General features: G+C 66.9%; 20 protein-coding genes, 1 other RNA gene and 1 pseudogene. 16 read left to right on the top strand and 6 right to left on the bottom strand.

The window, feature by feature from the left end; genetic code table 11:
- From J7396_RS21715 to J7396_RS21640, 16 genes are all read left to right on the top strand, one after another.
- Positions 1-1,358 (top strand): AAA family ATPase (locus J7396_RS21715; protein WP_209262110.1); only part of this gene is annotated, 1,358 nt, incomplete at its 5' end.
- Between the two features lie 11 nt (positions 1,359-1,369).
- Positions 1,370-1,819 (top strand): hypothetical protein, encoded by a 450-nt coding sequence (locus J7396_RS21710; RefSeq protein WP_209262109.1) that lies wholly within the window; start codon positions 1,370-1,372, stop codon positions 1,817-1,819.
- A gap of 191 nt (positions 1,820-2,010) precedes the next feature.
- Positions 2,011-2,559 carry a hypothetical protein gene (locus J7396_RS21705; protein ID WP_029819433.1) on the top strand — a complete coding sequence of 183 codons (549 nt, stop codon included), beginning with the start codon at positions 2,011-2,013 and terminating at the stop codon, positions 2,557-2,559.
- Positions 2,560-2,765: 206 nt separating this feature from the next.
- Complete coding sequence (locus J7396_RS21700) at positions 2,766-3,308, top strand: hypothetical protein (protein WP_209262108.1); 543 nt, start codon at positions 2,766-2,768, stop codon at positions 3,306-3,308.
- A gap of 164 nt (positions 3,309-3,472) precedes the next feature.
- Positions 3,473-3,646 (top strand): hypothetical protein, encoded by a 174-nt coding sequence (locus J7396_RS21695; protein ID WP_008577833.1) that lies wholly within the window; start codon positions 3,473-3,475, stop codon positions 3,644-3,646.
- 210 nt (positions 3,647-3,856) lie between these two features.
- The gene (locus J7396_RS21690) at positions 3,857-4,396 is read left to right on the top strand and encodes a toll/interleukin-1 receptor domain-containing protein (RefSeq protein ID WP_223866238.1); all 540 of its coding nucleotides are present in this window, start codon (positions 3,857-3,859) and stop codon (positions 4,394-4,396) included.
- A gap of 175 nt (positions 4,397-4,571) precedes the next feature.
- On the top strand, positions 4,572-6,509 hold the full coding sequence (gene tssI, locus J7396_RS21685) for a type VI secretion system tip protein TssI/VgrG (RefSeq protein ID WP_209262107.1): 1,938 nt from the start codon (positions 4,572-4,574) through the stop codon (positions 6,507-6,509).
- 8 nt (positions 6,510-6,517) lie between these two features.
- Positions 6,518-7,057 (top strand): hypothetical protein, encoded by a 540-nt coding sequence (locus J7396_RS21680; RefSeq protein WP_008577836.1) that lies wholly within the window; start codon positions 6,518-6,520, stop codon positions 7,055-7,057.
- The gene (gene tagH, locus J7396_RS21675; RefSeq protein WP_209262106.1) at positions 7,054-8,439 is read left to right on the top strand and encodes a type VI secretion system-associated FHA domain protein TagH; all 1,386 of its coding nucleotides are present in this window, start codon (positions 7,054-7,056) and stop codon (positions 8,437-8,439) included. The genes J7396_RS21680 and tagH overlap by 4 nt, the downstream gene beginning before the upstream one ends.
- Positions 8,436-9,773 carry a type VI secretion system baseplate subunit TssK gene (gene tssK / locus J7396_RS21670; RefSeq protein ID WP_014090200.1) on the top strand — a complete coding sequence of 446 codons (1,338 nt, stop codon included), beginning with the start codon at positions 8,436-8,438 and terminating at the stop codon, positions 9,771-9,773. Before tagH ends, tssK begins: the two co-directional genes overlap by 4 nt.
- Position 9,774: 1 nt before the next feature.
- A complete protein-coding gene (icmH, locus tag J7396_RS21665) occupies positions 9,775-11,091 on the top strand; it encodes a type IVB secretion system protein IcmH/DotU (RefSeq protein WP_209262105.1) in 1,317 nt (438 codons plus the stop codon).
- A 3-nt stretch (positions 11,092-11,094) separates the two neighbouring features.
- Complete coding sequence (gene tssM / locus J7396_RS21660; protein WP_209262104.1) at positions 11,095-14,553, top strand: type VI secretion system membrane subunit TssM; 3,459 nt, start codon at positions 11,095-11,097, stop codon at positions 14,551-14,553.
- Positions 14,550-15,203, top strand: coding sequence for a type VI secretion system-associated protein TagF (gene tagF / locus J7396_RS21655; protein ID WP_209262103.1), 654 nt, complete (start codon positions 14,550-14,552; stop codon positions 15,201-15,203). Before tssM ends, tagF begins: the two co-directional genes overlap by 4 nt.
- Positions 15,200-15,922 carry a PP2C family serine/threonine-protein phosphatase gene (locus tag J7396_RS21650; protein ID WP_008575760.1) on the top strand — a complete coding sequence of 241 codons (723 nt, stop codon included), beginning with the start codon at positions 15,200-15,202 and terminating at the stop codon, positions 15,920-15,922. The genes tagF and J7396_RS21650 overlap by 4 nt, the downstream gene beginning before the upstream one ends.
- Positions 15,919-18,822, top strand: a complete 2,904-nt coding sequence (locus tag J7396_RS21645) for a bifunctional serine/threonine-protein kinase/formylglycine-generating enzyme family protein (RefSeq protein ID WP_209262102.1) — start codon at positions 15,919-15,921, stop codon at positions 18,820-18,822. The genes J7396_RS21650 and J7396_RS21645 overlap by 4 nt, the downstream gene beginning before the upstream one ends.
- A complete protein-coding gene (locus J7396_RS21640) occupies positions 18,819-19,145 on the top strand; it encodes a hypothetical protein (protein WP_209262101.1) in 327 nt (108 codons plus the stop codon). The genes J7396_RS21645 and J7396_RS21640 overlap by 4 nt, the downstream gene beginning before the upstream one ends.
- 25 nt (positions 19,146-19,170) lie before the next feature.
- On the opposite strand, the gene J7396_RS21635 is transcribed toward J7396_RS21640, so the two are convergent.
- From J7396_RS21635 to J7396_RS21610, 6 genes and pseudogenes are all read right to left on the bottom strand, one after another.
- A non-coding RNA gene (locus J7396_RS21635) (sX9 sRNA) lies at positions 19,171-19,255 on the bottom strand.
- Between the two features lie 58 nt (positions 19,256-19,313).
- Positions 19,314-20,342 carry a type VI secretion system protein TssA gene (gene tssA, locus J7396_RS21630; protein ID WP_209262100.1) on the bottom strand — a complete coding sequence of 343 codons (1,029 nt, stop codon included), beginning with the start codon at positions 20,340-20,342 and terminating at the stop codon, positions 19,314-19,316.
- Positions 20,343-20,350: 8 nt separating this feature from the next.
- Positions 20,351-21,323: pseudogene (locus J7396_RS21625) on the bottom strand (LysR family transcriptional regulator).
- A gap of 113 nt (positions 21,324-21,436) precedes the next feature.
- The gene (locus tag J7396_RS21620; RefSeq protein ID WP_209262099.1) at positions 21,437-23,893 is read right to left on the bottom strand and encodes a two-component system VirA-like sensor kinase; all 2,457 of its coding nucleotides are present in this window, start codon (positions 23,891-23,893) and stop codon (positions 21,437-21,439) included.
- Entirely contained in the window at positions 23,890-24,882 is a 993-nt protein-coding gene (locus tag J7396_RS21615) for a cytochrome c peroxidase (RefSeq protein ID WP_014090210.1), read from the bottom strand. The genes J7396_RS21620 and J7396_RS21615 overlap by 4 nt, the downstream gene beginning before the upstream one ends.
- Positions 24,879-25,658, bottom strand: coding sequence for a response regulator transcription factor (locus J7396_RS21610; protein WP_209262098.1), 780 nt, complete (start codon positions 25,656-25,658; stop codon positions 24,879-24,881). Before J7396_RS21610 ends, J7396_RS21615 begins: the two co-directional genes overlap by 4 nt.
- Positions 25,659-25,804 lie beyond the last annotated feature (146 nt).

Below are 25,804 nucleotides of genomic sequence, written 5' to 3'. Positions count from 1 at the left end.
TTGGCATCGTGGTGGAGGAGCGCGCCGCTGCGTGTGCCGGCTTGCTGGAAAGCGAGCACGGCCGCCTGCGTGATCTGGAGCAGCGGTGGGTTGCCGAGAAGGCATTGGTGGACGAGCTGTTGTCGTTGCGCGCACAACTGCGTAGCGGTAATTCATCGGTGGAAGGCACCGGCAGTGCGTTGGAAGCAGAGGCCGACACCGACGCAGATGCCGCTGTGGCGCAGTCGGCGTCTGGCGACACTGCCGTGCTCGACGCACCGGTGCAAGTTGATCGCGACACGCTGTTAGCGCGCCTGCAGTTGGTGCAGGCCGAACTGGCAGCATTACAAGGCGAATCGCCGCTGATCCTGCCCACCGTCGATTACCAAGCGGTTGCCGCCGTGGTCGCCGACTGGACCGGCATCCCGGTCGGGCGCATGGCGCGCAACGAGATCGACACCGTGCTGCGCCTGCCCGACCTGCTGGCCAAGCGCGTGATCGGCCAGGACCATGCCATGGAGATGATCGCCAAGCGTATCCAGACCAGCCGCGCCGGTCTGGACAACCCGGACAAACCGATCGGCGTGTTCCTGCTGGCCGGCACCTCCGGCGTGGGCAAGACCGAAACCGCACTCGCGCTGGCCGAAACCTTGTACGGCGGCGAACAAAATCTGATCACCATCAACATGAGCGAGTACCAGGAAGCGCATACCGTGTCCTCGCTCAAGGGTGCACCGCCGGGCTATGTGGGCTACGGCGAAGGCGGCGTGCTCACCGAAGCGGTGCGCCGCAAGCCGTACTCGGTGGTGCTGCTGGACGAAGTGGAAAAAGCCCACCCCGACGTCCACGAACTGTTCTTCCAGGTCTTCGACAAAGGCTGGATGGAAGACGGCGAAGGCCGCCGCATCGACTTCCGCAACACCTTGATCATCCTCACCAGCAACGCCGGCACTGACCTGATCGCCAGCCTGTGCAAGGACCCGGAACTGATGCCGGATCCCGACGGAATGGCCAAGGCCATCCGTGAGCCGTTGTTGAAGGTGTTTCCGCCGGCATTGCTCGGCAGGTTGGTGGCCATTCCGTACTACCCGCTGAGCAACGACATGCTCGGGCAGATCGTGCGGCTGCAGTTGAATCACATCAAGAAGCGCATCGAGGAGCGATACAAGATTCCGTTCGAGTACGACCACTCGGTGGTGGAGCTGGTGGTATCGCGGTGCACTGAAAGCGAGTCGGGCGGACGAATGATTGATGCGATTTTGACTAACTCGATGTTGCCGGAGATCAGTCGGCAGTTTCTCACTCGGGTGATTGAGGGCAAAAAAATCAATCATTCGCGCGTATCGGCCGTGGCGGATGGCTTTTTCTACGAATTCTGAGGGCAGAAAACATGGTGGCCAAGGCGACGGTGTATCTGAATGGTATCGAGCGCGGCAGCAGCGATGCCGCCATGGGTGGCGGGAGGCGGGGAGGGCGGGTCAACGATCTCGCCGATCACGCCGAACGCAAAGCCTGGCGAGAGGCATGGCCAAGGATCTGTCGTGAAATACGGGCGACCGCGGACGGAACGCCATTCGAGATCACCATCGAAGTCAACATGACGATCTGCGCGGACTGCCAGAAATGGATGATTGTTGAAGTTCGTCGCCATCTCGGCCAGTTGGGTCGAGCTTTTACCTTTCATGCCACGGTGGGAAAGGAAAAGCCGGTTGTCGTGGCGCGTGACACGGTGTGGAACGCGAAGGTCGGTCAATGCCGACTTTGGAAGGCTGATCGAAGCGATCTGCAGATGGGTCGTGTACGAAGAGACGAGGTGATCTATGAAAAGACGCGAGGATAGATGCGTACTCATTTGATCGCCGGCCGTGCATGCAATTGCAGAAAAGCTGCGATCCGAGGACGTCCGCTGCCAGACCCAATCGCGCAGCGCGCATCTGACGCGAAACGTCGGTTCGCGTCTAGTGATAGTTGGCTGCAGAAGGTGTGCTTCGACGCTTCTCCATCGCTGCATCAACAAGAACGGGATCCGAAATGGTCAATGCAAAGTACATCACAGAAGAAACCGCAGCCCATGGTCGCGTGCTGGCCTTTCCGAACGTCAGTTCATGCGTGGCGGTAGTCGTCGTGTTGCCGGATGAACTCGTCGGTTGGCACGTCACGGTGAAGACGCTCGACTCGATCGACAAGGGCATGGCCGCGCAGGGGGCCGCAAAGTTTCTTGACTATGCCAGAAGCGGGACACCCCGCAGGCTGCTCATCGTGGGTCACGTCACCCACCATGACCCCACGGCGCTGCGCAATTGGGTGCGGGCTCAGCTGGCTGTCGACCTGCCCACGCAGTCTTTCGATATCACCAGGCACCGCAAGGCAGAGACGAATGTCGCGTACCACCTCTTCTTTGAGCATAACGGCCACGACATTCCGCAGATCACCTTCAAGAATTCGACGAAGGTGGGAGTAAGCAACGTCACCAATGGCGAGAGCGGAGTGCCGAATGGAGGGCTGCCCGTTCACAACCGCAGTGCGGACTTCACGGTCAGTCGCTGGCACACGCTGCGGCGCCATTTCGTCGACGTATGACCTCCGGAGCTAGCAAGACAAAGAACGCGCCAGCGGACATGCATCGCATCTTCCCGCCGCAGAGAGAGCGATACCGCAAAGCGCCCTCCGGAAAACTTGGGTCAGAGTGAACTTCCTTTAGCTCGGTGGACGACATTCATTGATAGCTGCCAGGCAGGGCGATACCCCGCGACAAAGAACACATGTGCACATGAGAGGAGGCTTACATGTTGGAAAAGAAGATCAAGGTTGGCGATGACGCCAGCTGGCTTCCTAGAAAAGAAGGGGAGCTAACAGGCCGCGGTGGCTTGATAGAGGTGCCCGGCACGGTACTGGAGGGGTACGCCACGAAGTACCTTCCTTTCATCCCGAATGCCATCAGTGCAGTCCATTCGGGAGGACTGGATGTGATCAGTTACAACTTTAGCGGCTGCTTGATGGCTGCCTACACTGCTCAGGACGGGCGGAGAATGGTTTGCCACGTGTCGACGGGTGAAGGAAATGATTGCAAGAGCGCCTGGGACCAAATTAGGAGTACTTCGACGAACGTCCTTGAGTTTCGTCCATCCGATTACATCGACACCAAGGGACGTTCCTTGGCCGGGTGCTACGGACTGATCACAAACGATGATCGGAGTCTGGCCATTACCGTGGTTTCAGGTAAAGACCCGAGCTCAAGGTTCATCTCTGCAATTACCGTGGTTTCAGGTAAAGAGCCGAACTCAAGGTTCATCTCTGCGATTAAAAAGATGAGGTTCTGGCGGGATTAATGCGTTCCGCCCCTGGCGTGATGCGCAGAGTGAGGGCGATGCGTGGATCGACAGTTCGCGCAACGACAAGAAGATGCTGCCGTTCGTGGCGCTGAACACGGCACTGTTCAAGATGGCGACACAGACACAAGGATCTGATCACGCAGAGCCAGTACGACGCGGGCATGGCGCAGATGGGACTGCCGAAGGACTTCAGCTCGCGCTATGTCGAGGAGTCCGGCTATGCGCCGAGCAGCGAGGACGGCCTTGTGGAGGAGTGGATCAAACCCGGCCTGCGCGCGGAAGGCAGCGTCTGGCGGCGGCACGTGCTGAATCCGATCGGGGCATTCCTCGGTTGATGCGTTGCACGATTCAACGACTATTACGGAGAACGACATGGACAACGCAGTGACAGGGGCGCACGGCCAAGCCGGCTTGCATTGGGTAGGCCATGTAGGCCATGGACGAGTTGGATTCCGGGAGCACTGTGGAGCAATGCTGCGATCGCGCGTGCAGGATCCTGCAAGGCGGTTAAGCGCATGAGCTGCAGAATCCTCACCAGCTTCGCCATGGCCAACCATGGCTCGACCTTCATGCACTGGCTGCGTAGCGAGTTGATGAAGAGCCTTGGGCTCTACGACATCGATGCGGTGTATGTCGATTCGATCGTGTCGCGGTCGATCGACGATCGTGCCACGGTCGCTCCCGATACCCGCGCGCACATGCGTTCGCCGACGGGCGCAATGCCCATCGGTGCGATGCGCGAGGACTGGAATGCGCTCTATCAGGCGGCGATGCGCCAGGCGCAGTTGATGTTGTTTTGCTACACGGACGAGTTCAGGGACAGCCAGTGGTGCCGGCAGGAATGGGACCAGTTCATCGGTCAGAAGGCGGGGCGTCCTGCAGATCGACCGCTACGCGGGCTGATGCTGGAATTCACCACCGATGCATGCACGCTGCCTGGGAGTCGTGGTGATGGCGTGACCCGGATACCGGTCGCCAAAACCGATGGCGGGCGCTGCGGGCTGGCCTGGGACAAAGGGGACTACATCCTGTCGAGCACGGATTATGCACGGGTGCTCGCCCAGATCCAGCAGCTGATCCGTTAAGAGGGCATGCCGGGCATCGAGGCGATGCCATGGCGTGAGCGGGAAGACCTACTCGTCGCCGGTATGTGTGGCATCGCGATTTTCGATTTCCTGCGAGCCAGCGCGGCCGGCAAAGTCATCGCATGCCATCGACCTCCGCGCCGATGTACCGCAAGACCACTCCGGGAGCCTGATCATGGCCCACGCCATCACCTTGCAGTCGCCGCTGGGCAAGACGCTGCGCTTTGTGCGGATGAGTGCGCACGAGGCGCTGGGGCGCCCGTATGCGTTCGCCTTGCATGGCATCAGCCGCGATGTGGCGATCGACCTGCGCGCTCTGCTGGGCAAGCCGATGGCGGTCAAGGTCACTTCGCCTCAGGGCTATGTGCGGCACTATCACGGCATTGTCGCCGAAGCCGAGCAGACCGGTTTCGAGCAGATCGAGGGGCTGCGCTACGCCACCTATGCCTTCTCGCTGGTGCCCAAGCTGTGGTTGCTCGGGCAGCGCCGCGATTGCCGGATCTACAAGAACAAGAGCGTGCCGGAGCTGGTGCGCGCATTGCTGGCCGACGTTGGCTGCACCGACGTCAAGTTGCGCCTGAGCGCGAGCTACCGGCCGCGCGAATATTGCGTGCAGTACCGCGAGAGCGGGCTGGACTTCGTCAGCCGGCTGATGGAGCAGGAGGGCATCTACTACTACTTCGAACACAGCGCCAGCACGCATACGCTGGTGCTGGCCGATAGCCTTGGCGGCCACGAGGCGGTGGCGCCGTTCGCGCAGATTCCGTACTGCCCGCCCGGACAGAAGGGCAGCCGGATGAAGGACGCAATCACCGACTGGTCGCTGGCGCGCAGCGCGCACAGCACGCGCGTGCGGTTGGACGACTACGACTATCTCAAGCCCAAGGCGTCGCTGCGGGTGAACGAGACTCCTGCCGAGTCCTCCGGACCGGCGTTGGGTGAGCTGGAGGTGTTCGACTATCCCGGCGAGCATCTCGATGTCGCCGCCGGCCGCCGCCACGCACAGGTGCGTGCCGAAGCACTCAACGTGGCGCAGGCGCAGTACCAGGGCTGGACCGATGCCTGCGGTTTGCAGGTGGGCGCGTTGTTCAAGCTACGCGACTTCCCGCTGGCCGAGCACAACCAGGAATACCTGGTGACCAGCGCGAACACCGAATTGGTCGAAGTGGATTATGTGTCCGGTGGCGAAACGGTTGCCGAGCCGTTTGCGTCCACCTTCCGTGCGCTGCGCAGCCGGCAGCCTTACCGCAGCCCGCAGACCACACCGCGTCCCAGCATCGCCGGATTGCAGACCGCGGTGGTCGACGGCAAGACGCCCGAGGACATCGCGGTCGACCAGCACGGCCGCGTCCAGGTGAATTTCTTCTGGAGCCCGCCAGGAACGCCGAACGCCGACTGTTCGTGCCCGGTACGCGTGGCTCAGGCGTGGGCGGGCAAACGCTGGGGCGCGCAGCACATTCCGCGTGTCGGCCAGGAGGTGGTGGTGAGCTTTCTGGAAGGCAATCCGGATCGTCCGCTGATCATCGGCAGCGTCTACAACGCCGACCAGATGCCGCCGTATGCCCTGCCCGAGCACCGCACCCGCAGCGGAGTGAAGAGCCGCAGCTTGTTGGGCGGCGCCGAGGACTACAACGAGATCCGTTTCGACGACAAGAAGGGCAACGAAGAGCTGCTGCTGCATGCGCAGCGCGATCTGCGCCACGAAGTGGAGAACGACCATTTCGTCACTGTCGACCGCAACGAGACCGCGGAGGTCAAACGCGAACGCAGCCACACCGTGGGCGGCAACGACCGTCTGGACGTGGGCAAGGCGCTGCGCATCCAGGCCGGCAGCGAGATCGAGCTGGTGACCGGCATGGCCCGCCTGCAGCTGAAGGCCAGCGGCGAGATCGTGCTCAGCGGCACCCGGCTCACCCTCGATGGACGCGTCAGCGTCGGCATCCAGGGCGGCGTCAGTGTCGATGTCAGCGCGATGGCCAACCTGACCCTGCGCTCGAACGCGTCGGTGCTATTGCAATCCAACGCCGTGACCACCGCGCGCGCCAACGCGGCGATGCTATTGCAGTCGTCCGGTCCGGCCGTGCTCAAGGGCACTCCGCCCATCATCGCCTGAGGACCGCCATGTTGCAGATTCTTCCCGCCGCGCGGCAGATGCGGCTCTCTCCCTGCGCGCATGCCGCCCTGGCGCCGGACATGGCGCCGGAGACTGCCGTGCGCGAATTGCTGGCGCGCGGGCTTGCCCAGGACGCGTTGCCGTTGGCGTTGCGCTTGTTGCCCAGGCCGTATGCGGTGGCGTGGTTGTGCCAGTGCATGCGCGCGCAAACGCTCAGCGGCCACGACAGCGAAGGTCTGCGGTTGGCGCAGGCGTGGGTGCAGCAGCCGGGCCCCAGCCAGCGCGAGAGCGCACGTGCATTCGCCGCCGACGACGACTATCAATCGGTCGGCGCCTGGCTGGCGGCGGCCGCGGCCTGGAGCGATGGCAGCCTGAGCGAGGAGGACGGCCCGCCGGTGGCCGATCACCTGACTGCGGCGGCGGCAGTGGCGGCGTTGCTGCATCTGGCTGGGCGCGAGCCTGCAACCTTCGAAGCGCAATTGGTGCGCTGGAGCGAAGATGCCGCACGGCTGCTGTCCGGATTGCGCGTGCGCGAGCGTACGCCATGAGCGCGGCGTCGCCCAGACTGACGCTGACGGTGCGCGATGCGCAGGCGGTGTCGGGCAGCAGGCCGCCGCAGGCCAGCTTCGCGGCAGAAGGCGGGCGCATCGGCCGCGACGCCTCCTGCGACTGGGTGCTGGAAGGCGAAGGCGTATCGCGCCTGCATGCCAGCGTGCGCTATCTCGACGGCGTGTATTTCATCGAGGATCACAGCACCAACGGTGTCCTGCATAACGGCGTGCCGCTGCGTGCCGGCTTCCCGGTGCCGCTGCATGCCGGCGACGCCTTGCGCATCGATGCCTTCGAGATCGACGTGGCGGTGGAAGGCGCAGGCGTCACCGCTGTTCCGGCGGCCACGCAGACCTGGAATCACGCCGAGCCGTGGACACTGTCGCCGACGCCACCACCGCAGCCATCCCAGCAACCGCCGCTGGAGCGCGAGCGCGATGTGTTTGCCGAACTTGGGGCAGCGTCGACGCAACCGGCCGACACCGACCCGCTGGCCTTGTTCGCCACTTCGTTCACGCTGGCCGGCAGCCAGGGCGATGCGGCGGCGTTCGGGCTGGGGCATGCGCCGGCAACGGCTGACGCCTACCGTGCCCCCGTGGCCGTGTCGGCTGCCGCTGGCGTCGTGTTGCCCGAGCATTGGGATCTGACACGCAGCGAATTCGCGCTGCCGCCGGCTATCGATGCAATCGCGGCCGTGCCAACGCCGTTGCAGCCCGCGCCAGTTTCCATCGTCGCCGCGGCGCCAGCACCGACACCGGCGCCAATGCCAATGCCGGCCTCGGCAAGCGAAGTCGCGCCGGCATCGACGTCCGCTGCGATCCCCGACGCGGCGCAGCCTGTCGTCGCACAGTCGCCGGATGCACCCGAACTGCCTGCGCTGTTCGCCGCCATGACCGCAGGCCTGATGGATGTATTGCGCGCACGCGCCGAGCTGAAGAACAGCCTGCGCCTGCCGGTCACGCTGATCCAGCGCACGGAGAACAATCCCCTCAAGTTCGCCGCCACCGTGGACGAAGCGGTCGCTCGCCTGTTGGCGCCAGCAGGCCCCGGCTATCTGACCGGTGCGGCTGCGATCGACGAAGCCATGGAAGACATCGGGCGTCACCAGGTGGCCTTGCTGGCCGGCATGCGTGCGGCCTTCGAGCATGTGTTCACCCAGTTCGATCCGGCGCGCTTCGAGGCCGACGCCGCCGGCCATTCCGCGCTCGCCGCCTGGGGCAATCGGCCCTGGCGACGCTACGCGCAGCACTACCGCGAGCTGCTCGGCGATCCTGACGAGCGCTTCCGCCGCCTGTTCGGCGAAGAGTTCGCCCGCGCCTACGAACAACAGCTGGCCCGCGCCAAGACGCAGGCCCAACCCGCAGACGGCGACCGAGCATGACCCCCTACAACAAGGTGATCTGGAGCGAGGGCCTGTTCCTGCGCCCGCAGCACATGCAACAACAGGAGCGCTATCTCGAGCGCTACATGGAACTGCAGGCCGGCGCGCTGCGCCCGCATGCGTGGGGATTCAGCCAATTGGAGTTGGAGCCGGAACTGCTTGCCATCGGCAAGCTCGGCATCCGCCGCGCCCGCGGTTGCTTTCCTGACGGCACGCCGTTTTCCATTCCCGATCGCGATCCGGCGCCGCCAGCCTTGGACGTGCCGGCCAACTGCCGCGACCAGGTGGTGAGCCTGGCGCTGCCGCTGCGCGCAACCGCCCAACCCGATAGCGCCTGGCCTGATGGCGATGGCAGCCGGCTGGCGCGCTATCGCGTGGGCGAAGCGGAAGTCGGCGATGCCTCCGGCAGCATCGCCGGCACCGTGCTGCTGGAAGTGGGCGTGCTGGCCAGTCGCCTGCGCCTGCAGTCCGAACCGGGCGAAGGGCTGGTGGAGGTGCCGATGGCGCGCATCGTCGAATGCCGCGCCGATCGACGGGTGATTCTCGATGACGCCTTCATCCCGACCGCCAGCCGGATCGAAGGCGCAGCGCGCCTATCTACGCTGCTGGCCGAGTTGCTGGGACTATTGCACCAGCGCGGCCAGGCGCTGGCCGAACGCGTGGCCGGCAGCGACCGGGGTGGCGTGGCGGAAATCGCCGACGTGCTGATGCTGCAGGTGATCAACCGCTACCAACCGCTGGTGGCGCATTGGGCGAGCGCGCCGTTGGAGCATCCCGAAGCGCTGTACTGCGTGCTGCTGGGGATGGCTGGCGAACTGGCGACCTTCACCCGTGCCAGCAAACGCAGCGGGCCATTCCCGCCGTATGCACACGATGCGTTGCAGGCGAGCTTCGAGCCGGTGGTGGTGTCCTTGCGCGAAAGCCTGAGCGCGGTGCTCGAACAGTCGGCGATCGCCGTGCCCTTGCAGCAACGCAAGTACGGCGTATGGGTGGGCATGGTGCCCGATCCTTCCTTGCTGGACTCGGCGGCGTTCGTGCTGGCGGTCAAGGCCGATCTGCGCGCCGAAGACTTGCGCAAGCGGCTGCCCACCGAATCGAAGATCGGCCCGGTGGAGAAGATTCGCGACCTGGTGAACCTGCAATTGCCAGGGGTGGCCGTGAGCGCGCTGGCGATGGCGCCGCGGCAGGTGCCGTATCACGCCGGTTGCGCCTACTTCGAACTCGATCGGCAATCGTCGCTGTGGAAGACGCTGCGCACCTCCGGTGGCGTGGCGCTGCATTTCGGCAGTGGTTTTCCCGGCCTGGAACTGGAGCTGTGGGCGGTGAGGAATTGAGATGAGCAATACGGTCGATCAACACGACGACGATGCCACCGTGGTCCGCAGCGCGACGCCGGCACCGCGGCCCGCCGCCGCCACGCCGGCTCGCCAGGCGACGACGCGCACCGTGCCACCGCCCGACCTGGATGCCGTCATGCGTGCGGCGCCGGGCGCGATGCAGGGCAATGCGGTGGTGCGCGCCGCCACGCCGCTGCTGTTGCTGGCGGTGCAGTTGCGACACTCCACCCAGACGCCGGACATCGCCACCTTGCGCGAACACTGCAGCACGCGCCTGCAGCGCTTCGAGCAGGAGCTGCGGCAACAGGGCATCGACGACAAGACCGGCATCGCCGCGCGCTATGTGCTGTGCACGCTGCTGGACGAAGCCGTGCTGGCCGCGCCGTGGGGCGAGGGCAGCGGCTGGTCGCAGCGCACCTTGCTGGTGACCTTCCACGGCGAGACCTATGGCGGCGCCAAGGTCTTCGACCTGCTCGATCGGCTGGCGCGCGATCCGGCGCGGCACCTGGACCTGCTGGAGCTGCTGTATCTGGCCTTGGCGCTCGGCTTTGGCGGTCGCTATCGGGTGGAACAGGGCGGGCGCGCGCGGCTGGCCGATCGCCAGGCCGAGCTGTACCAACTCATCCAGCGCCAGCGCCTGCCGGCGCCTGCCGAGCTGTCGCCCAACTGGCAAGGCGCGCAGGCACCGTTGCTGCGCAATACGGCGGCCACGCCGCTGTGGATCGCGACGCTGGCCTCGCTGTGCATCGTGCTGCTGGCGTTCGTGTGGTTGCATGCACGCCTCAATGCGCTGACCGCGCCGATCAGCGCGCAGCTGGCGCGCATCGGCCTGGAGCGGGTGACGTTGCCGATCCCGGCGGCGGCCACACCCGCAACCGCCGCAGCGCTTGCACCGCTGCTGGCCGCCGAGCAACGCGCAGGATGGCTGACCGTCCAGACCGAGGGCGATGGTCGCAGCACGGTGCGGCTGGCCAGTGCGTCCATGTTCCCCAGCGGGAGCGCGGAGTTGGATGCCGATCAGACCCGCCTGCTCGAACGCGTTGCTGCGGCGCTGGAACAGGTGCCGGGGCGGGTGGTGGTGGTGGGACATACCGACGACCAACCGGTGCGCTCGCTGCGCTTCAAGGACAACTTCGCCTTGTCGGCGCGCCGCGCCCAGAGCGTGGGCGCCGTGTTGGCGGCCGGCTTGCGCGACCCGCGCCGCGTCCAGACCAGCGGCGCGGGCGATTCCCAGCCCATTGCGTTACCGCCGCAGCTGCCCGGCAACCGTGCGCGCAATCGGCGCGTCGAAATCCTGTTGATTCCCGAGACCTGACCCATGCGCCTTGTGCTTGATTTCCTGCGCACCCGCTACGTCGCCAGTGCTGCCGTCCTCGCTTTATTGGCCATGCTCGTCTGGGTCGGCGGCCCCTATCTCAGCGTGGGCCGCATGCAGCCGCTGGCCAGCGTGAGCGGCCGCCTGCTGGCCGTGGCCGTGCTGCTGCTGGTGTGGGCGGGGTGGCGCTACCTGCGTTGGCGCCACGACAACGCCAAGCAGCAGCGCATGGCCGGCGAACTGGTCGGGCAGGGCGCCAGCGCCGAGGACGCCAGCGGCAACGACAGCCGCGCACGTGCAGCGCAGGAACAGGTCCGCCTGCGTGCGCGTTTTGCCGAGGCGATGGCGGTGCTGCGGCGGCGCCGTCGCAACGGTCCCGGCCTGCATGTGCTGCCCTGGTATCTGCTGATCGGCGCGCCCGGTTCCGGCAAGAGCACCTTGCTGCAGTCTTCGGGCCTGGAGTTTCCACTCAAGGACCATGGCAACCACGCCGCGCTGGAAGGGGTTGGCGGTACGCGCAACTGCGATTGGTGGTTCGCCGACCAGGCTGTGTTCCTCGACAGCGCCGGGCGCTATACCACCCAGGATTCTGACGCCATCGCCGATGCCGGTGCCTGGCACGGCTTTCTGGACCTGCTGCGGCGGCACCGCCGGCAGCCGTTGAATGGCGTCATCGTGACCGTGAGCGTGGCCGAGCTGCTGGAGCTCGATGGCGATGCCGGTCTGTCGCATGCGCGCGCGGTGCGTCATCGGCTGGACGAACTGGTCGACAAACTGCGCGCCCGCGTGCCGGTCTACCTGGTCGTGACCAAATGCGACCTGGTGTCGGGCTTTGCCGAATTTTTCGCCGATCTGGATGCCGCCGGCCGCGCGCAGGTGTGGGGAGTGTCGTTCCCACAGGCGCAGCCTGCCGATGACACCGATCCGTTGACGCGATTCCCCACCGAGCTCGAACGCCTGCTGGAGCGGATCGATCAGCGCGTGCTGGAGCGCCTGCATCGGGCGCGCGATGCACGCGAGCGTGCCGCGGTGCTGTCCTTCCCGCAGCAGTTGCGGTTGCTGCAGCCGACGCTGATGGAGTTCGTGCAGACCGCGTTCGGCCGCCATGGCTATGCCGGCCAGCCGTGGCTGCGTGGTGTCTATCTGAGCTCGGGGACGCAGCAAGGCCATCCGATCGACCGCGTCATCTCGGCAGTGGCGCGACACTTCGGCGTCGCCGCTGCCGGCCTGCCGCCGGCCATCAGCGCGCCACGCAGTTACTTCCTGCCACGCCTGCTCAACGACGTCGTCTTCGCCGAGGCGGGCCTGGCCGGCAGCCAACCCGGCAGCGCGCAGCGCCGTCGGTTGCTGCAGCTGGCCTGCTGGGCTGTGCTGACCGCCACCACCCTGGGCGTGCTGTCGGGCATGGCCGGCAGTTACGCCCGCAACGTGCAACTGATCGGGCAGGTGCGCGATGCGCTCGACGCCTATCCTGCCGGCGCGCTGCCTGCCGATGCCGGCGAGGCCGCCTTCTATGCCAAGGCCTTGCAGCGTTTCGACGCGCTGGCGCGCGCGCGCGATGTGGCACTGCCGCCGGGTCAGTCGATCCCGTGGTCGCGACGCTTCGGTCTGCACCAGGGCAGGGCCTTGGCGCGCGATGTGCAGGACGCCTATCTGCGCGACCTCAACGGCGCGCTGCTGCCGGCATTGGCGCAATCGCTGCGACGCAAGCTGGAGCAGGCCAGCAACGATCCGCAACGCTTGTATCCGCTGCTGAAGGGCTACCTGATGCTGGGCGACCCTGCGCGCCGCGACGTCCTGCATCTGGCCACGCTGGCAGGCACGGTCTGGCGGCAGATATTTCCCGACGATGCGTCGGTGCGTGCGGGATTGAACCGGCATCTGCGCGCCCTGCTGGGTCCGGTGGACGGTGCCCGCGCGCTCGCGCTGGATCGGCAGCAGATCGAGCAGACACGGGCGAGCCTGCGAACCGCCGAACTGCCGGCATTGGTCTACGGTGGCCTCAAGCTGACGCAACCCGGCGTCGATGCCGGCCAGGCGCCACGCCTGGATCGCCGCCTGGGCCTGTTGGGCGGTGTCTTCGAACGCCGCAGTGGCCTGCCCTTGTCTGCGCCATTGCCGCCGCTGTTTACCCGCCAGGCGTTCCAGGCACAGACCGGTGGCGGCATCGCGCGTGGTGTGCAGCAGTTCCTCGCCGACGATTGGGTACTGGGCACGGCACCGCTGGACCCGCTGGCGCGTTCGCAGCTGGAGCGCCAGGTATTGGCGCTGTATCAGCGCGATTACATCGCTGCCTGGGACAGCCTGCTGGCCGACCTGGTGCTGCGGCCGGTCGCCCAGACCGGGCAGGCGAGTGCGGTGGCCGCCAAGCTGGGCGGGCCGGCATCGCCGTTGAAGGCCTTGCTGGTGCTGCTGCGCGAACACACCCACGCACTGGGGCGCACGCCACCGGCCAAGGGCGGTGCGGGTGCTGCAGCGGGTGGAGAGGCCACCGCCGCGGCCGAGCCCGATGTGGCGGCCGACCCGATCGAACGCCATTTCGAGCCGCTCAACCGCTTGCTCGATGGCGGCCCGGGCGCCAGCGCGCTGGACGAAACCCTGGCCGCGCTGACCCAGATGAGCCGTACGCTGTTGGGCGCTGCTGCCGGCGTTGCCGCCGACCAGAACGATCCGGCGTTGCTGATCGCCGCGCAACAGGCCGAACAATTGCCGCCGCCGCTGGGAAACTGGATGGCGACCCTATCCGGCCGCGGCCGCGCATTGACTGCCAGCAGCGCCGGCGAGGCGCTACGCAACGCGCAGCGGCAGACGGCCGGACGCGAGTGCGCGCTGCTGGTGAGCGGGCGCTTTCCGTTCGTGGCGGGCAGCCGCAACGACATCCCGTTGCGCGACTTCGCCGAACTGTTCGGACCCGGCGGGCGCATGGACCGCTTTGCGCAGCAGTCCCTGCTCGGCAAGGTCGATACCAGCGGGCGCCGCTGGCAATGGAATCCGGGCATGGTGGCGGTCGGTGCCGACGACGTGCTGGAGCGCGCGCAACTGGCCGACGAGATCAAGCAAGCGTTCTTCGCGGGCGGCGGCGCGCAGCCGCAGGTCGCCTTCACTGTCTCCATCCCACCGCAAGCGGCAATCAGCCGGCTGCAACTGGAGGTGGATGGGCAAACCCTGGAGGTGCGCGAGGGCGCGCGTGCCAGCCAGTCGATGACCTGGCCCGGACCAACCCCGGGCCTGGTGCGTGTCGCCGCGTGGGACGCCAGCGGACAGGCCTTGCCGGTGCTCGAATACCGCGGTCCCTGGGCCTGGTTTCGGGCGCTGCAGGCCGGGCGGCTGCGCCGCAGCGGCGATCTGGACTACACCGCCAGCCTCGCGCTGGGCAGCGCCACGGTGCGGATGGACGTCCAGCCGGCGAGCCTGCGGCATCCTTTCACGGCGTCGGCCGTGCAGCGGTTCAGTTGCCCATGAGCGCCATGCAACGCCCGCCGGGTTTCTACGGCAAGCTGCCCGCGGTCGGCGATTTCGTGCATCGGCGCTTGCCGGAGAGCTTTGTCGACCCATGGCACGCGGCGATGCAGGACGTGCTGTCTGCCGCCGGGGCAGTGAGCAGGGCGCGTGCGGGCCAGGCGCCGGTGTGGCGCTTCTTGCTGCCGCCGGGCCTCGCTGGGACGGCCGCATGGGCCGGGGCGATGCGTGCGAGCGTCGATCGCGTCGGTCGCGCCTTTCCCCTGGTCATCGTCGCACCGCTGCCTGCAGGCGATGCCGATGGCACGACGGGTGCGGTCATGCCGACCTATCTGCATCTGCCAACGTGGCTGGATGCTGCCGACACAGTGTTGTGCAACATCGGTGCAGAGCGACAGCAGGACGGTGCCTGGTTGGACCGCGCCTGCGTGACACTCGCGCAGCAGGCGCACGACGAGACAACCATGTCGGCGTCGCCGCCGTTGTCTGCCGGCGCAATCACCGCTGGCAGCAGCCTGTGGTGGACGGCCATGACAGCATCTGCGCCGGGTGCCTGGATGCAGTTCGCCGGCTGGCCTGCGGCCTGCCATGCACACGCCCTGCTTGGCGCATTGCAAACAGCGAACGCATGCGTTGCAGAGGACATGCAATGAGCGCCTGTTACGTGTCCGCCGGGCGTACCGAGCAAGGCAATGTCAGGCGCCAGAACGAGGATGCGATCCTGCTGCGCGACGATCTCGGCCTGTGGGCAGTGGCCGATGGGCTGGGCGGCCACAGCGCCGGCGATCTCGCCAGTCGCATGGTCGTCGATGCACTGGCCGCATTGCGGCGCGACGGCGACCTGGCCAGCTTCGTCGATGCCATCGATGCGCAACTGGGCCAGGTCAACCAGCAACTGCGTGCATTGGCGCGCGCGCGGCGGGTGGACGTGATCGCCAGCACCGTGGTGGTGCTGGTGCACGACCACGACCTGCTGCTGTGCGGCTGGGTGGGCGACAGCCGTGCCTATGTCTTCGAGGACGGCCGGCTGCAATTGCTGACCCGCGACCATGTGGCCGGCGACAAGGACGAGTTGACGCAGGTGGGACGAGCGCAGCCGGCCGGCGGTGCGCTCACCCGCGCGATCGGCGCCGACGATGCGCTGTACGTGGACTGGATGGTGCGCGCGCGCCGGCCGGGGCAGCACTACCTGCTGTGCTCGGATGGCATCAACAAGGAACTCAGCGACGATGAGATCGCCGCCCACTGCCGGCGCGAGCAGCAGCCCGCTGCGCTGGTGGCGCGCCTGTTCGATACCGCGCTCGGCCGTGCCGGGCGCGACAACGTCTCGGCCGTGGCCCTGCGCCTGGCCCCACGGAATGCTCTGCCATGACCACCCGCGATCACGACACGACCGGCCGCACCTCGCCGCCGGACGACGACCGTACCCGCGTACGACCGGCCCGCGACCTTGCCGATACGCCACCACAGCCGCCGGCTGTGGATGACGATGTCACCCGCATCGCACCGCTGACCCAGCAGCGCGCCGCGCAGGCGTCGGCGGACGCGGCGACCCGGGTCAACCCGCCAACGCACAGCGATGACAGTGCCGGCGCATCGAGCTGGCGGCGGGTCGCGCAATTGCAGGGCGAGGCCCAGGTGGGCGTGGGCATGCTGCTGAAGGCACGCTTTCTGCTGGTGCGCGAAATCGGCCGTGGCGGCATGGGCGTGGTTTACCTGGCGCGCGACGAACGCAAGGTGGAGGCACGTGACCGCCATCCCTATATCGCGGTGAAAGTGCTCAACGACGATTTTCGCCGTCATCCGGATTCGCTGATCGCACTGCAGCGCGAATCGCGTCGCGCGCAGAGCCTGGCCCACGACCATATTGTGCGCGTGTACGACTTCGACAAGGACGGCGCCATCGTGTTCATGACGATGGAGTACATCGAGGGCGACGACCTACGCGGGCTGATCCGCAGCCGGCTGGGCGAGGGCATGCCGCTGGCCGAGGCATGGCCGCTGATCGAAGGCATGGGGCGCGCCCTGCAACGCGCGCATGCGGCCGGCATCGTGCATTCGGATTTCAAGCCGGGCAACGTCATGGTCGGGACCGGAAACGTGGCCAAGGTGTTCGACTTCGGTATCGCCCGCGCCGCGAAATTGGCCGGCGCCGAGTCCGGCGATGACCACACGCTGTTCGACGCGTCCACGCTGGGCGCGTTGACTCCTGCCTACGCCAGCCTGGAAATGTTGCGCGGCGACGAGCCGGCGTTCGCCGACGACGTCTACGCGTTCGGTTGCGTGGTGTACGAGCTGCTGTCGGGCCGCCACCCGTTCGGCAAGCAATCGGCGACGCAGGCGCAGGCGCAGCAGCTGCGCGTGGCGCCGTTGTCGACGCTGAGCCGCCGGCAGAATCGCGCACTGCGCAGCAGCCTGGCGTTCGCGGCCGCGGCACGGCCGACGATGACGGTCTTGCTGGAGCAACTGCGCCCACGTAGCCGCAGCGAGCGTGTGTTGCCGTACCTGCTGGCGGGCGTGCTGTTGCTGGCCGGCGGCGCCGGTGCGGCGGTGTGGCTGCAGGCGCATGCGCAGCGGGAGAAGGTGGCCGGGGTGCTCGAGCGCTTCTCGCCACAAGCGCCGAACCGGTTCGTGCACGAGGCGCATGCACGGGCGGCATTGTGGGCGCTGGGAGAGGACGACCGCCGGCGCTTGATCCTGGACCGCAGCAGCACCATCGAGGCCTTCCTGTTGAGGCGGCTGGATCACTATTGGCAGCCGGCACGCGGCCGCGAAGACTATGTGGGCGCGCAGCGTATTTTGATCCTGCGCGACCAGTGGAAGCTGTTTTCGCCACGCCTGGATGCGCGTCGCAGTGCCATGGAGCAGGAGCGCGATCGCCTGCTCAATGGTCTGGACACCGCGTTGACCGGCGCAATCGACGCCGGTGCCCTGTTCGAGGATCAACCCGGCAACGTGGTCGCGCTGCTCGACCGCGTGCGCCGCCTGGCACCGGACAGCGGCCTGCTGCGCCATGCCGAACTCGAATTGCGCTACCGGCGTGGATGCGCCGATGCGCTCAGCGCAGGTCGCGTTGATGAAGCACGCCGCTGGCTCGCGACCGGGCGCCGCGTGTTCCCGCATTCCACGCTGCTGCAGGAATGCGCACACGAGCTCGACGCGGCAACCGTCACCGCGTCTGTCGCGCCATCTGTCCCGCCGGCGCCGCTGGTGGACGATGCGCAGGCCCAGCGTGCCGCGCAGATCGCCACGCGCATCGAGTCGGTGCGCACCGCAGCGGCCGCCAATGACGTCGTCAAGGTGAAGAATCAACTTGCGCAGATCGCGGCCAGCAGCCCGGGCCATCCCTTCCTGCGCAGCGAAGACGCGCAACGGCTGACCGATGCCTATCTGGGGCTGGCACGCGGGCTTTGCCGCGAGGGACGCTGGAAAGACGCCAGCGCCGTCGTTGGGCAGGGACTGGACGCACAGGACGCCCCGCGCCTGCGTCAGGCGTTGGCGCGTTACCAGTTTGCGCTGGAGCTGGAACAGCTCGGCACCGCACTGCCTGCGCCGGCGGTGCTGCAGCGTCTGCGCGAGCGCAGGATGGCGCTGCAAGCGCAGGACGCCGACGGCTTCCGCGCCTTCCAGAGCGATGTCGCCAAGGCGGGCCGACAACGCGCGTCCTACACCGCAACACTGCTGCCGAAGCTCGAGCCGGTGGCGGCTGCGCCTGCAACGCCGACGAAGCCGGAAGATCCCTGTCGGGTCACGGCACCGCCTGGCGGTGCGGCCATCTGCAGCGACGACCTGGGCAAGCATGGTCGTGGCCCTGAACTGGTGGTGCTGCCCAAGCCCGGGCGGGCGCTGGCGATGATGCGGCGGGAAATCAGCGTGGCCGAATTCGCGGTGTTCTGCGCCGATACCAAGCGCTGCAGCGTCTCGCGCTGGACACGCAGGTCGGCGCCGGTGGACGACGTACGCCTCGCGCTGATCGGCGATTACGCCGCCTGGCTGAGCAGTGTCAGCGGCCGCAAATACCGACTGCCGCGCGATGCCGAGTGGTTGCGTGCGGCACGCGCCGGCGAGCGCGCCTGCACGGCGACCGTCTCCAACAGCTGGGGGCTGCTCGACATGGCCGGCGGCATCGCCGAGTGGGTCCAGGATGGAGACGGCGTGGCCGTGCGCGGCAGCCAGCGCGGTGCGGCTGCCTGTATCGGCCCCGGCGCAGTGAGCTCCAACGGCGAGGCCGCGCGCGGGATCGGTGCACGCCTGGTGAGAGACGTGGAATGAGCGACTGGGAAACCTGGGCCAACCTGGTCCTGCAGGACTTGAACGCGGCGCAGGCGGAGCGCCGCCTGGACCCAGCCGAGTATCGGCGGCGGCGCCTGCAATTGTTGCAATCGATCGTGCGCTCGGCAGGCCAACCGACCGAGCGCCGCCGGCGTGTCGCAGCGCCGCGCAACTTGCCGACCCCAATCGTGACGGTACGGCGCGATCGCCAGCCGCCGAACGCCCTGCAGGCGGCGTTGCGCTCGTGGAAACTGCGCTTATGGGCGGCGGTGATGCTGCTGGGCGCGGCCTGGGTGTACTGGCATGGCCTTTCTACGTTGTGACGCCCGCCATGCAGGCCGGCAACGCGGCTAGCGCGTTTGACCGACAGCCGCGAGCAGCCGCCAGGTGAGCGTGGATGGCACACAAAAACCACAGTGCAGACGTACTGCATCAGGATCCACAGCGTCGTCCACGCCCGCCCGGCGGCGGTGCGGTGGTTCTGTCAGCCGCTAATCGGAATGGTCCTGGCCCGACACCACTTGCAGCTCGTCGATCCCGCGTGGCGCCAGGTCGCGCATCAGCGCGGCAAAATCCAGGCCGACCAGCCGTTGCGCGCGCCGCAACAACAACGGCACCGGGCTGGAAGGCTCGCGCCGCGCGTAGTAATCGCACAGCTGATCGAGCATGCGGCGAACGTCGTCCGGATGCTCCAGGGCGTGCGCCCGCGGTGCGGGTGCATTGGCGCCGTCGGCGACGGATGCTGCATGCTCGGCTGGGTCGGCCGTGGAGCCGAAACGCTCGGCGACATAAGGCCGCAGGAACGCGCGCAACTCGCCCAGGTCGTGCGTCAACGGCGCCAGCTCCGGTCCATATCCCGGGGTGCGCTCGGCGAACAGGCCGGCCATCGCGGCGATATCGTCCTGCGCAGCGGCCAGGGCCGCATCCAGCTCCAGCAGCGCCTCCAGTGGACAGTCGCGCAGGCAGGCATCGATGGCGGCCGGCTCTGGCGCTTCGCTGGGGTCGTCCGCAGCGCGCTTGAGCGTGCCCTGCACGATGCGCAGATCGCGCAGCGAAAAGTGCCCAGGATGCAGTCCCTTGAACAGGCGGACGTTGCGCAGCTGCGTCAGCGTGCGCTCGCTGTCGGCCAGCGCCGCGATGGCGTTGACGCGTTCGGTCGGGTCGTTGTCCTCATCGGCATCCAGACCAGGATGGACGTCGTCCCAGAACCGCTCCAGCAGGTGCCGGAGCAGGCTGACGCCGCTGGACCAGCCCACCAGCCCGTCCTGGTGCAGGCGGGCAATGCTCAGCAAGATGCCCAGCCGCAAGTCCTTGGAGCGCAGCAACAAGTGCTCGGCGCTCTCGGCGACCTGACGCCATTCCGGCGCCTCGGGCACCAGCACGCCCGCGCCCAGTGCGCGTTCCTGACGCGGGCGCGCCAGTTCTTCCAGGCTCTGGAACTCCGGGGTGTATTCCAGGTTTGGACCGGACGGCGCCTGTGCGTCGACCGGCTGCAGTAGCTGTTCGCTGTCGATCTGCATGGCGCCGCTCACGAGACGGACAGCACGAGGTCGCCACGGCCGGCGGCGCGTCGCGCTGCCGGCCGTGGCGGGCGCTGCTGGAACCAGCAGTTCCAGCACGCGTTCGCGCAACCAGCGATGCGCGGCATGGCCATCGTTGCGGCGGTGCCAGGCCATTGCCAGCGCCATGTCCGGCAGCGGGAAGGGCAGGTCGAAACAGTCCAGCGGTGCATGCCCGCTCTCCGCTGCCAGCGTGGCCGGCACCGTGGCGACCATGTCGGTGCCGAGCACGATGTCGCGCGCGGTCGCGCACTGCGACACGGTCACCGCGATCTGGCGGGTGTGGCCCAACTGCTGCAGTTGCGCATCGATGGCGAGGTTGCAGGCCTGTGCGTGTGCCACCTGCACATGCGACAGCCGGCTGTAACTTGCCGCGCTCAGCGCTGCGGTACCGCGCGGATGGCCACGGCGCTGCACCAGCACGTAACGTTCGTCGCGCAGGCGGCGCAGACGCAGCGCGGAAGGAACTGCCTGCGCATGATCGATCAGCAGATCCAGCTCGCCGCTTTCGAAGGCGTCCAGGCTGGTGTCGGCACCGATCTGCACGAACTCCAGGCGCATCTTCGTATTGCCCTGGGCCTGGATCGATCCCGCCAACCCCGCACCCAGCGTGCCGATCGCATCGGCGGCGGCGGCAATGCGGAAACTCGCCGATGACGTCGACGGATCGAACGCACTGTCCTTGCCGAGCAGACTCAGTTTGCCGATGGCTTCGCGCAGTGGCGATGCCAGTTGATCCGCACGCGGCGTGGCCACCATGCCGCGCCCGGTGTCCGAGGGCATCAGCAAGGGATCCTTGAACAGCACGCGCAACCGTGCCAGTTGCGAAGACAGTGCCGGTTGGCTCATGTGCAATCGCTGCGCTGCGTGGGTGACGTTCTTCAGCTCGAGCAATGCGTCGAGGGACACCAGAAGAGGTAAGTCGCTTGGTCGGATATTCATGTCGTGGATCGCTCGTAGTGGAATGCAGGCGGCCTGCTGCGCCTGGGCATCCGCTACGCTAGGCAGCCCGCGCTACGTTCCGGTGTCGATCCGCAGCGACTGTGTTTCATTTGTCACAGAGCAGGGGTGCCTTCATCCTGCGTTGTAACTTCTAGCGTGCGACCCAGTGCACGTTCCAGCGCCATGGCCAGCGCGCCAAGATCGAACGGCTGCGCAATGATCTCGGCGATGGCGCCGCCCAAACCCTTGCGTGTCGCCAGGCTCGCACGTGTGGCGAGGATCAGCGGCAGCGTGGGTGCCGCGGCGTGCAGCGCGCCGATGGCCTGTTCGGCATCGCCGGCGCGATCGCGCTTGAGCAACACGCCATCGAAGCGCGCCGGATCGGCAGCCGCCATCGCGACGGCGGCCGGCAGCTCCAACATGCCGACCGGTTCGTGCCCGAGTGCGGCCAACATTTCTTCCAGGCGGTCGAGCTCGGCCGCGTCGTCGCACAACAACAGCAAGCTCGCATGGCGCGAGCGCGTCTTCGGCAGGGGAGCGGCCTGGGGCGCGGCTGTGATGCCCGTGCGCAGCGGCAGCTCGACCACGAAGGTCGTGCCGACACCGAGTGCGCTGTCCACGTCGATCCGCCCGTCGTGGTTATCGATGATCTTGCGAACCGTTGCCAACCCCAACCCGGTGCCGCCGCTGCGGGTAGTGAAGAACAGATCGAAGATGCGATCCAGTTGGTCGGGCGGGATGCCGATGCCGTGATCGCTCACACGCAATTGCGCGATGCGCCGGGGCGTGCCGTCGGTTGCAGTGCCTTTTCCGGCGGACAGTTGGATCGTGACCGTGCCGCGCATGTCCATCGCCTGCGCGGCGTTGCTGGCCAGATTCAGAATGATCTGCTGCAGTTGCGCCGGATTGCCCAACGCGTGCAGCGGCTCCTGCTCCTGCTGCAGGTCGATGGCCGCCGTCGAGGGCAGCGAGACCGACAGCAGCGAGACCGCGCCCTGCAGCAAGGCGTTCAATTCGACCGGCTGCACGTTGTAGTTCTGCACGCGGCCGAAGCTGAGGATGGATTCGATCAGATCGTAGGCGTGGGCGGTGGTATGGCTGATCTCGAGCAGGTGCTCCGAGGCCGGCGAGTGCGGGTCCAGTTTGGACAGTGCGATCTCGGCATTACCGCGGATCGCGCCGACGATGTTGTTGAAGTTGTGCGAGATACCGCTGGCCATGGTCCCCAGCGTTTCCATCCGTCGGGCCAGTTCCAGGCGATGTTCCAGCGCCAGCGCTTCGTCTTCGAGTCGTCGCCGCTCCAGCGCATCGAACAGGGTGTCGAGCGCGATATGCAGCTGCGGCAACAGTTCGGCCACTGTCGCCAGGCCGCGATCGCGGCGCGGGGCGCGTGGCGGCAGCCGCAAGCACAGCAGCGCAACCGTCCCGGCGTCTGCGTGTTGCCGCAGGCACAGCCACTGCGCGTCGCGCACGCGTTCGGGCGTGCCCAACACGGCGACGGTGCCGTTGGCGTCGACGACCAGCACATCGCTGGCGGCGATCGGTTGGGTGGATGCCAGCGCGGCAAGCATCGCGCGGAAGGTGTCGCCCTGCGGATCGGGCCAGATCCGCGCGTCGCTACCGACCGGGACCAGACCCAGGCGAGCGCTTGGCAGCTTGGCCCACTTCGCCAACCGCACCAGTCCGGCCTCGATGCCGGCGTCCAGCTGATGGCGATCGTTGGCCACCAGGCGGCGCGACACCGCGACCATCAAGCGATCGAATTCCGCGCGTCGACGCAACACCCGCGCGCGTTGCCGCAGCAGCTTGCCCAGGTACAGCAAGGCGCCCAACATGACCACGGCCAATGCCAGCAACAGGAAGCGAACCTGGCGTGCGGTGGCCTGCTGGCTGGCATGCTGCTGTTGCAGATACGTCTTGAGCTGTCCATACGAGGCCAGCGAAGCGATCGGACGCATGCGGCGGATGGTGGTGTCTGTCTCCGGCAGCAGCTTCAGCAGCATGCGTCCATGCGGGAGCAGTGGCGCGCTTGTTGTGCGTTGTGCCGCTTCGTCCAGGCGTCGGCGTGCCAGTGCCACTGCATCGCCGGTCGTGTCCAGGCTCAGGCGTTGTACCGCGCTCGCCAGCATGCTCGCTGCGCGCGCCTCAGCGGGATCTTCGCCTTGCCGGATCTGCGCGCTGCTCTCGCTCCAGAAGTAGGCCAGCGAATTGGACAGCAGCGAGTTCTGCGATTTGAACAGTTCCCGCTGCAGCGATTTCTCGTTGTAGTCGGCGTCCAGCGCCGCGATTGCCCGGAACAACGCAGGGTCGTGATCGGCCAGGTGGCGCAAGTGCTGCAAGATGTCGCGTGCGCGGGCATCGCCGCTCACCAGCGAATCGTAGTCGCGCAACAGGCCAATGCGTGCCTTCAGCACGTCGTTGTCCAGATTGGTATCGACCATGTCCAGCGCGTCCAATGCGTCCAACGCATGACCGTAACGCTGCGTGTCGCGATCCAGCGCCGCCATGCACAGGCTGAAGAAGATCAGCCCCGCCAGCAGCACGGCGCTGAAAGTCGTCGCCCACCTCACGGCGCCGGCGCCGTCAACTGCCGGCCTTGGTGCTTGCCGGTCAATGTCTGCAGAAATGCGGCAATGTCGGCCACATCCGCCGGGCTCAGTGTGACGCCCAGTTGCGCCGTACCCATGGCCTTGATTGCCTGGGGCAGGGTGGTCGCGCTGCCGTCGTGGAAGTAGGGCGCGGTGGTCGCGACATTGCGCAGGCTGGGAACCCGCAGGATCGGGGTGCCATGCCGTGCGGCGGGAGCGAAGATGCCGCTGCGCTGGAACAGGTTGCCGCCCACGTTGACGCCCTGGTGGCAGGAGATGCAGCCGATCGATTTGAAGGTGGTGTAGCCGCGCAGCTCCTGTGCGCTGAGCGCAGTGTCGCTGCCTTGCAGCCAGAGATCAAAGCGACTGCCCGGCGTGACCAGCGAGCGTTCGTAGGCGGCGATGGCATCGAACAGCGCGGCCCGATCCGGTGGCCTGCCATAGGCCGCGCGAAAGCGCTGATTGAGCACCGTGTCTTGTTGCAGTCGTCCTACCACCGTCGCGATATCGGCGCGCATGACGCTGGGGTTTTCCAGCAACGACGCCGTTTGCGCTTCCGGGCTGCGGAAATTGCCGCGCCAGCCCAGGCGAAAATTTGCGGTGGCATTGAAGACGGTCGGTGTGTTGAACGCTGGCGTCGCGCGCCCGGGCATTCGGGTCATCGCATCGGCGGCAGCACCGTTGCTGGCCAGGTGATGACATGAGGTGCAGGCAACGCGATTGTCGCCCGACAGCCGGCGATCATTGAACAGCAGCGCGCCGAGTGCGACCTTGCGGCTATCCAGGCCGGTCGCTGGCTGGATGGCGTGGATGGGCTCGCCTGTGCGCACCGACGGGGCTGCAATTTCAGCTGCCGGCACGAGCGGCATGACGAGTAACGCTGCAGAAGCGAGCGCGACTTTAAGGATCGGCGCCGGCGACCAACGCCATTTGCGATGGTCTGGCCTGGCTCGCGCCGGCGGCTGTGTCATCGAGCGTGCTCGACCGGCGGCGTGAAGACATAACCGGCGCCGCGCTGGGTCACGATCAGCGTCGGCTCGCGCGGATCCTGTTCCAGCTTGCGTCGCAGGCGCAGGATCTGCACGTCGATACTGCGATCGAACACGTCCTCATGCAGACGCGTGGCACGCATCAGGTGCTCTCGGCTCAGCGCTCGTCCAGGCGCATCGACAAAGGCGCGCAACAGCGCGTATTCGCCCTTGGTCAGCGGAATGGCGGGCGTACCCGCGCGCCCCACCGTGCGGGCCTGCAAATCGAATTCCCAGGCAGCGAAGCGCACCCGGCCTTCGCCCGCATCACGCGCCACGGCCACCTTGGAGGCGATATGGCGACGCAGCACGGCGCGGATCCGTGCGGTCAGTTCATGCAGCCCGAACGGCTTGGGCAGGTAGTCGTCGGCGCCCAGCTCAAGCCCCACCACGCGATCGATTTCGTCGCGGCGATGCCCGGTCATGATGATCACCGGAATGTCGGATTCCTTGCGCAAGGCGCGCAACAAGTCCAGACCGTCTTCGTGCTTGAGCATCAGGTCCAGCAGCAGGATATCCGGTTCGCGTCGACGCAAGGCCTCGGCAACCTCGCTGCTGCTGGTGGCGACAAAGGCTTCCATGCCGTGGGAGCGGATGTGGCCCATGACGACGTGTGCCATCGCCTGATCGTCGTCCACCACCAGCACCTTGGCGGCAGGTGCGGGACGTGCAACGGATACGTCAGAGGAGGAGGGGGACTTGGAATGCAGCTTGATCATCGACTCTCGATCCCGGCATGACCGCGTTCGCGGACAGATTCCGAGTGTCGACCGGCTGGGGTGACCGAATCGACCGCGTTGGGGGAGTGCGTCCATGCGCGGCGTGCCACGATACGCCGTCGCGGGGACGGCATCTTCACGCACGA

The organism is Xanthomonas sp. A1809 (assembly GCF_017746015.1).
Lineage (GTDB): Bacteria > Pseudomonadota > Gammaproteobacteria > Xanthomonadales > Xanthomonadaceae > Xanthomonas > Xanthomonas euvesicatoria.
The sequence above is the reverse complement of the archived record's forward strand: the minus strand, read 5'-3'. Positions and strand labels throughout refer to the sequence as shown.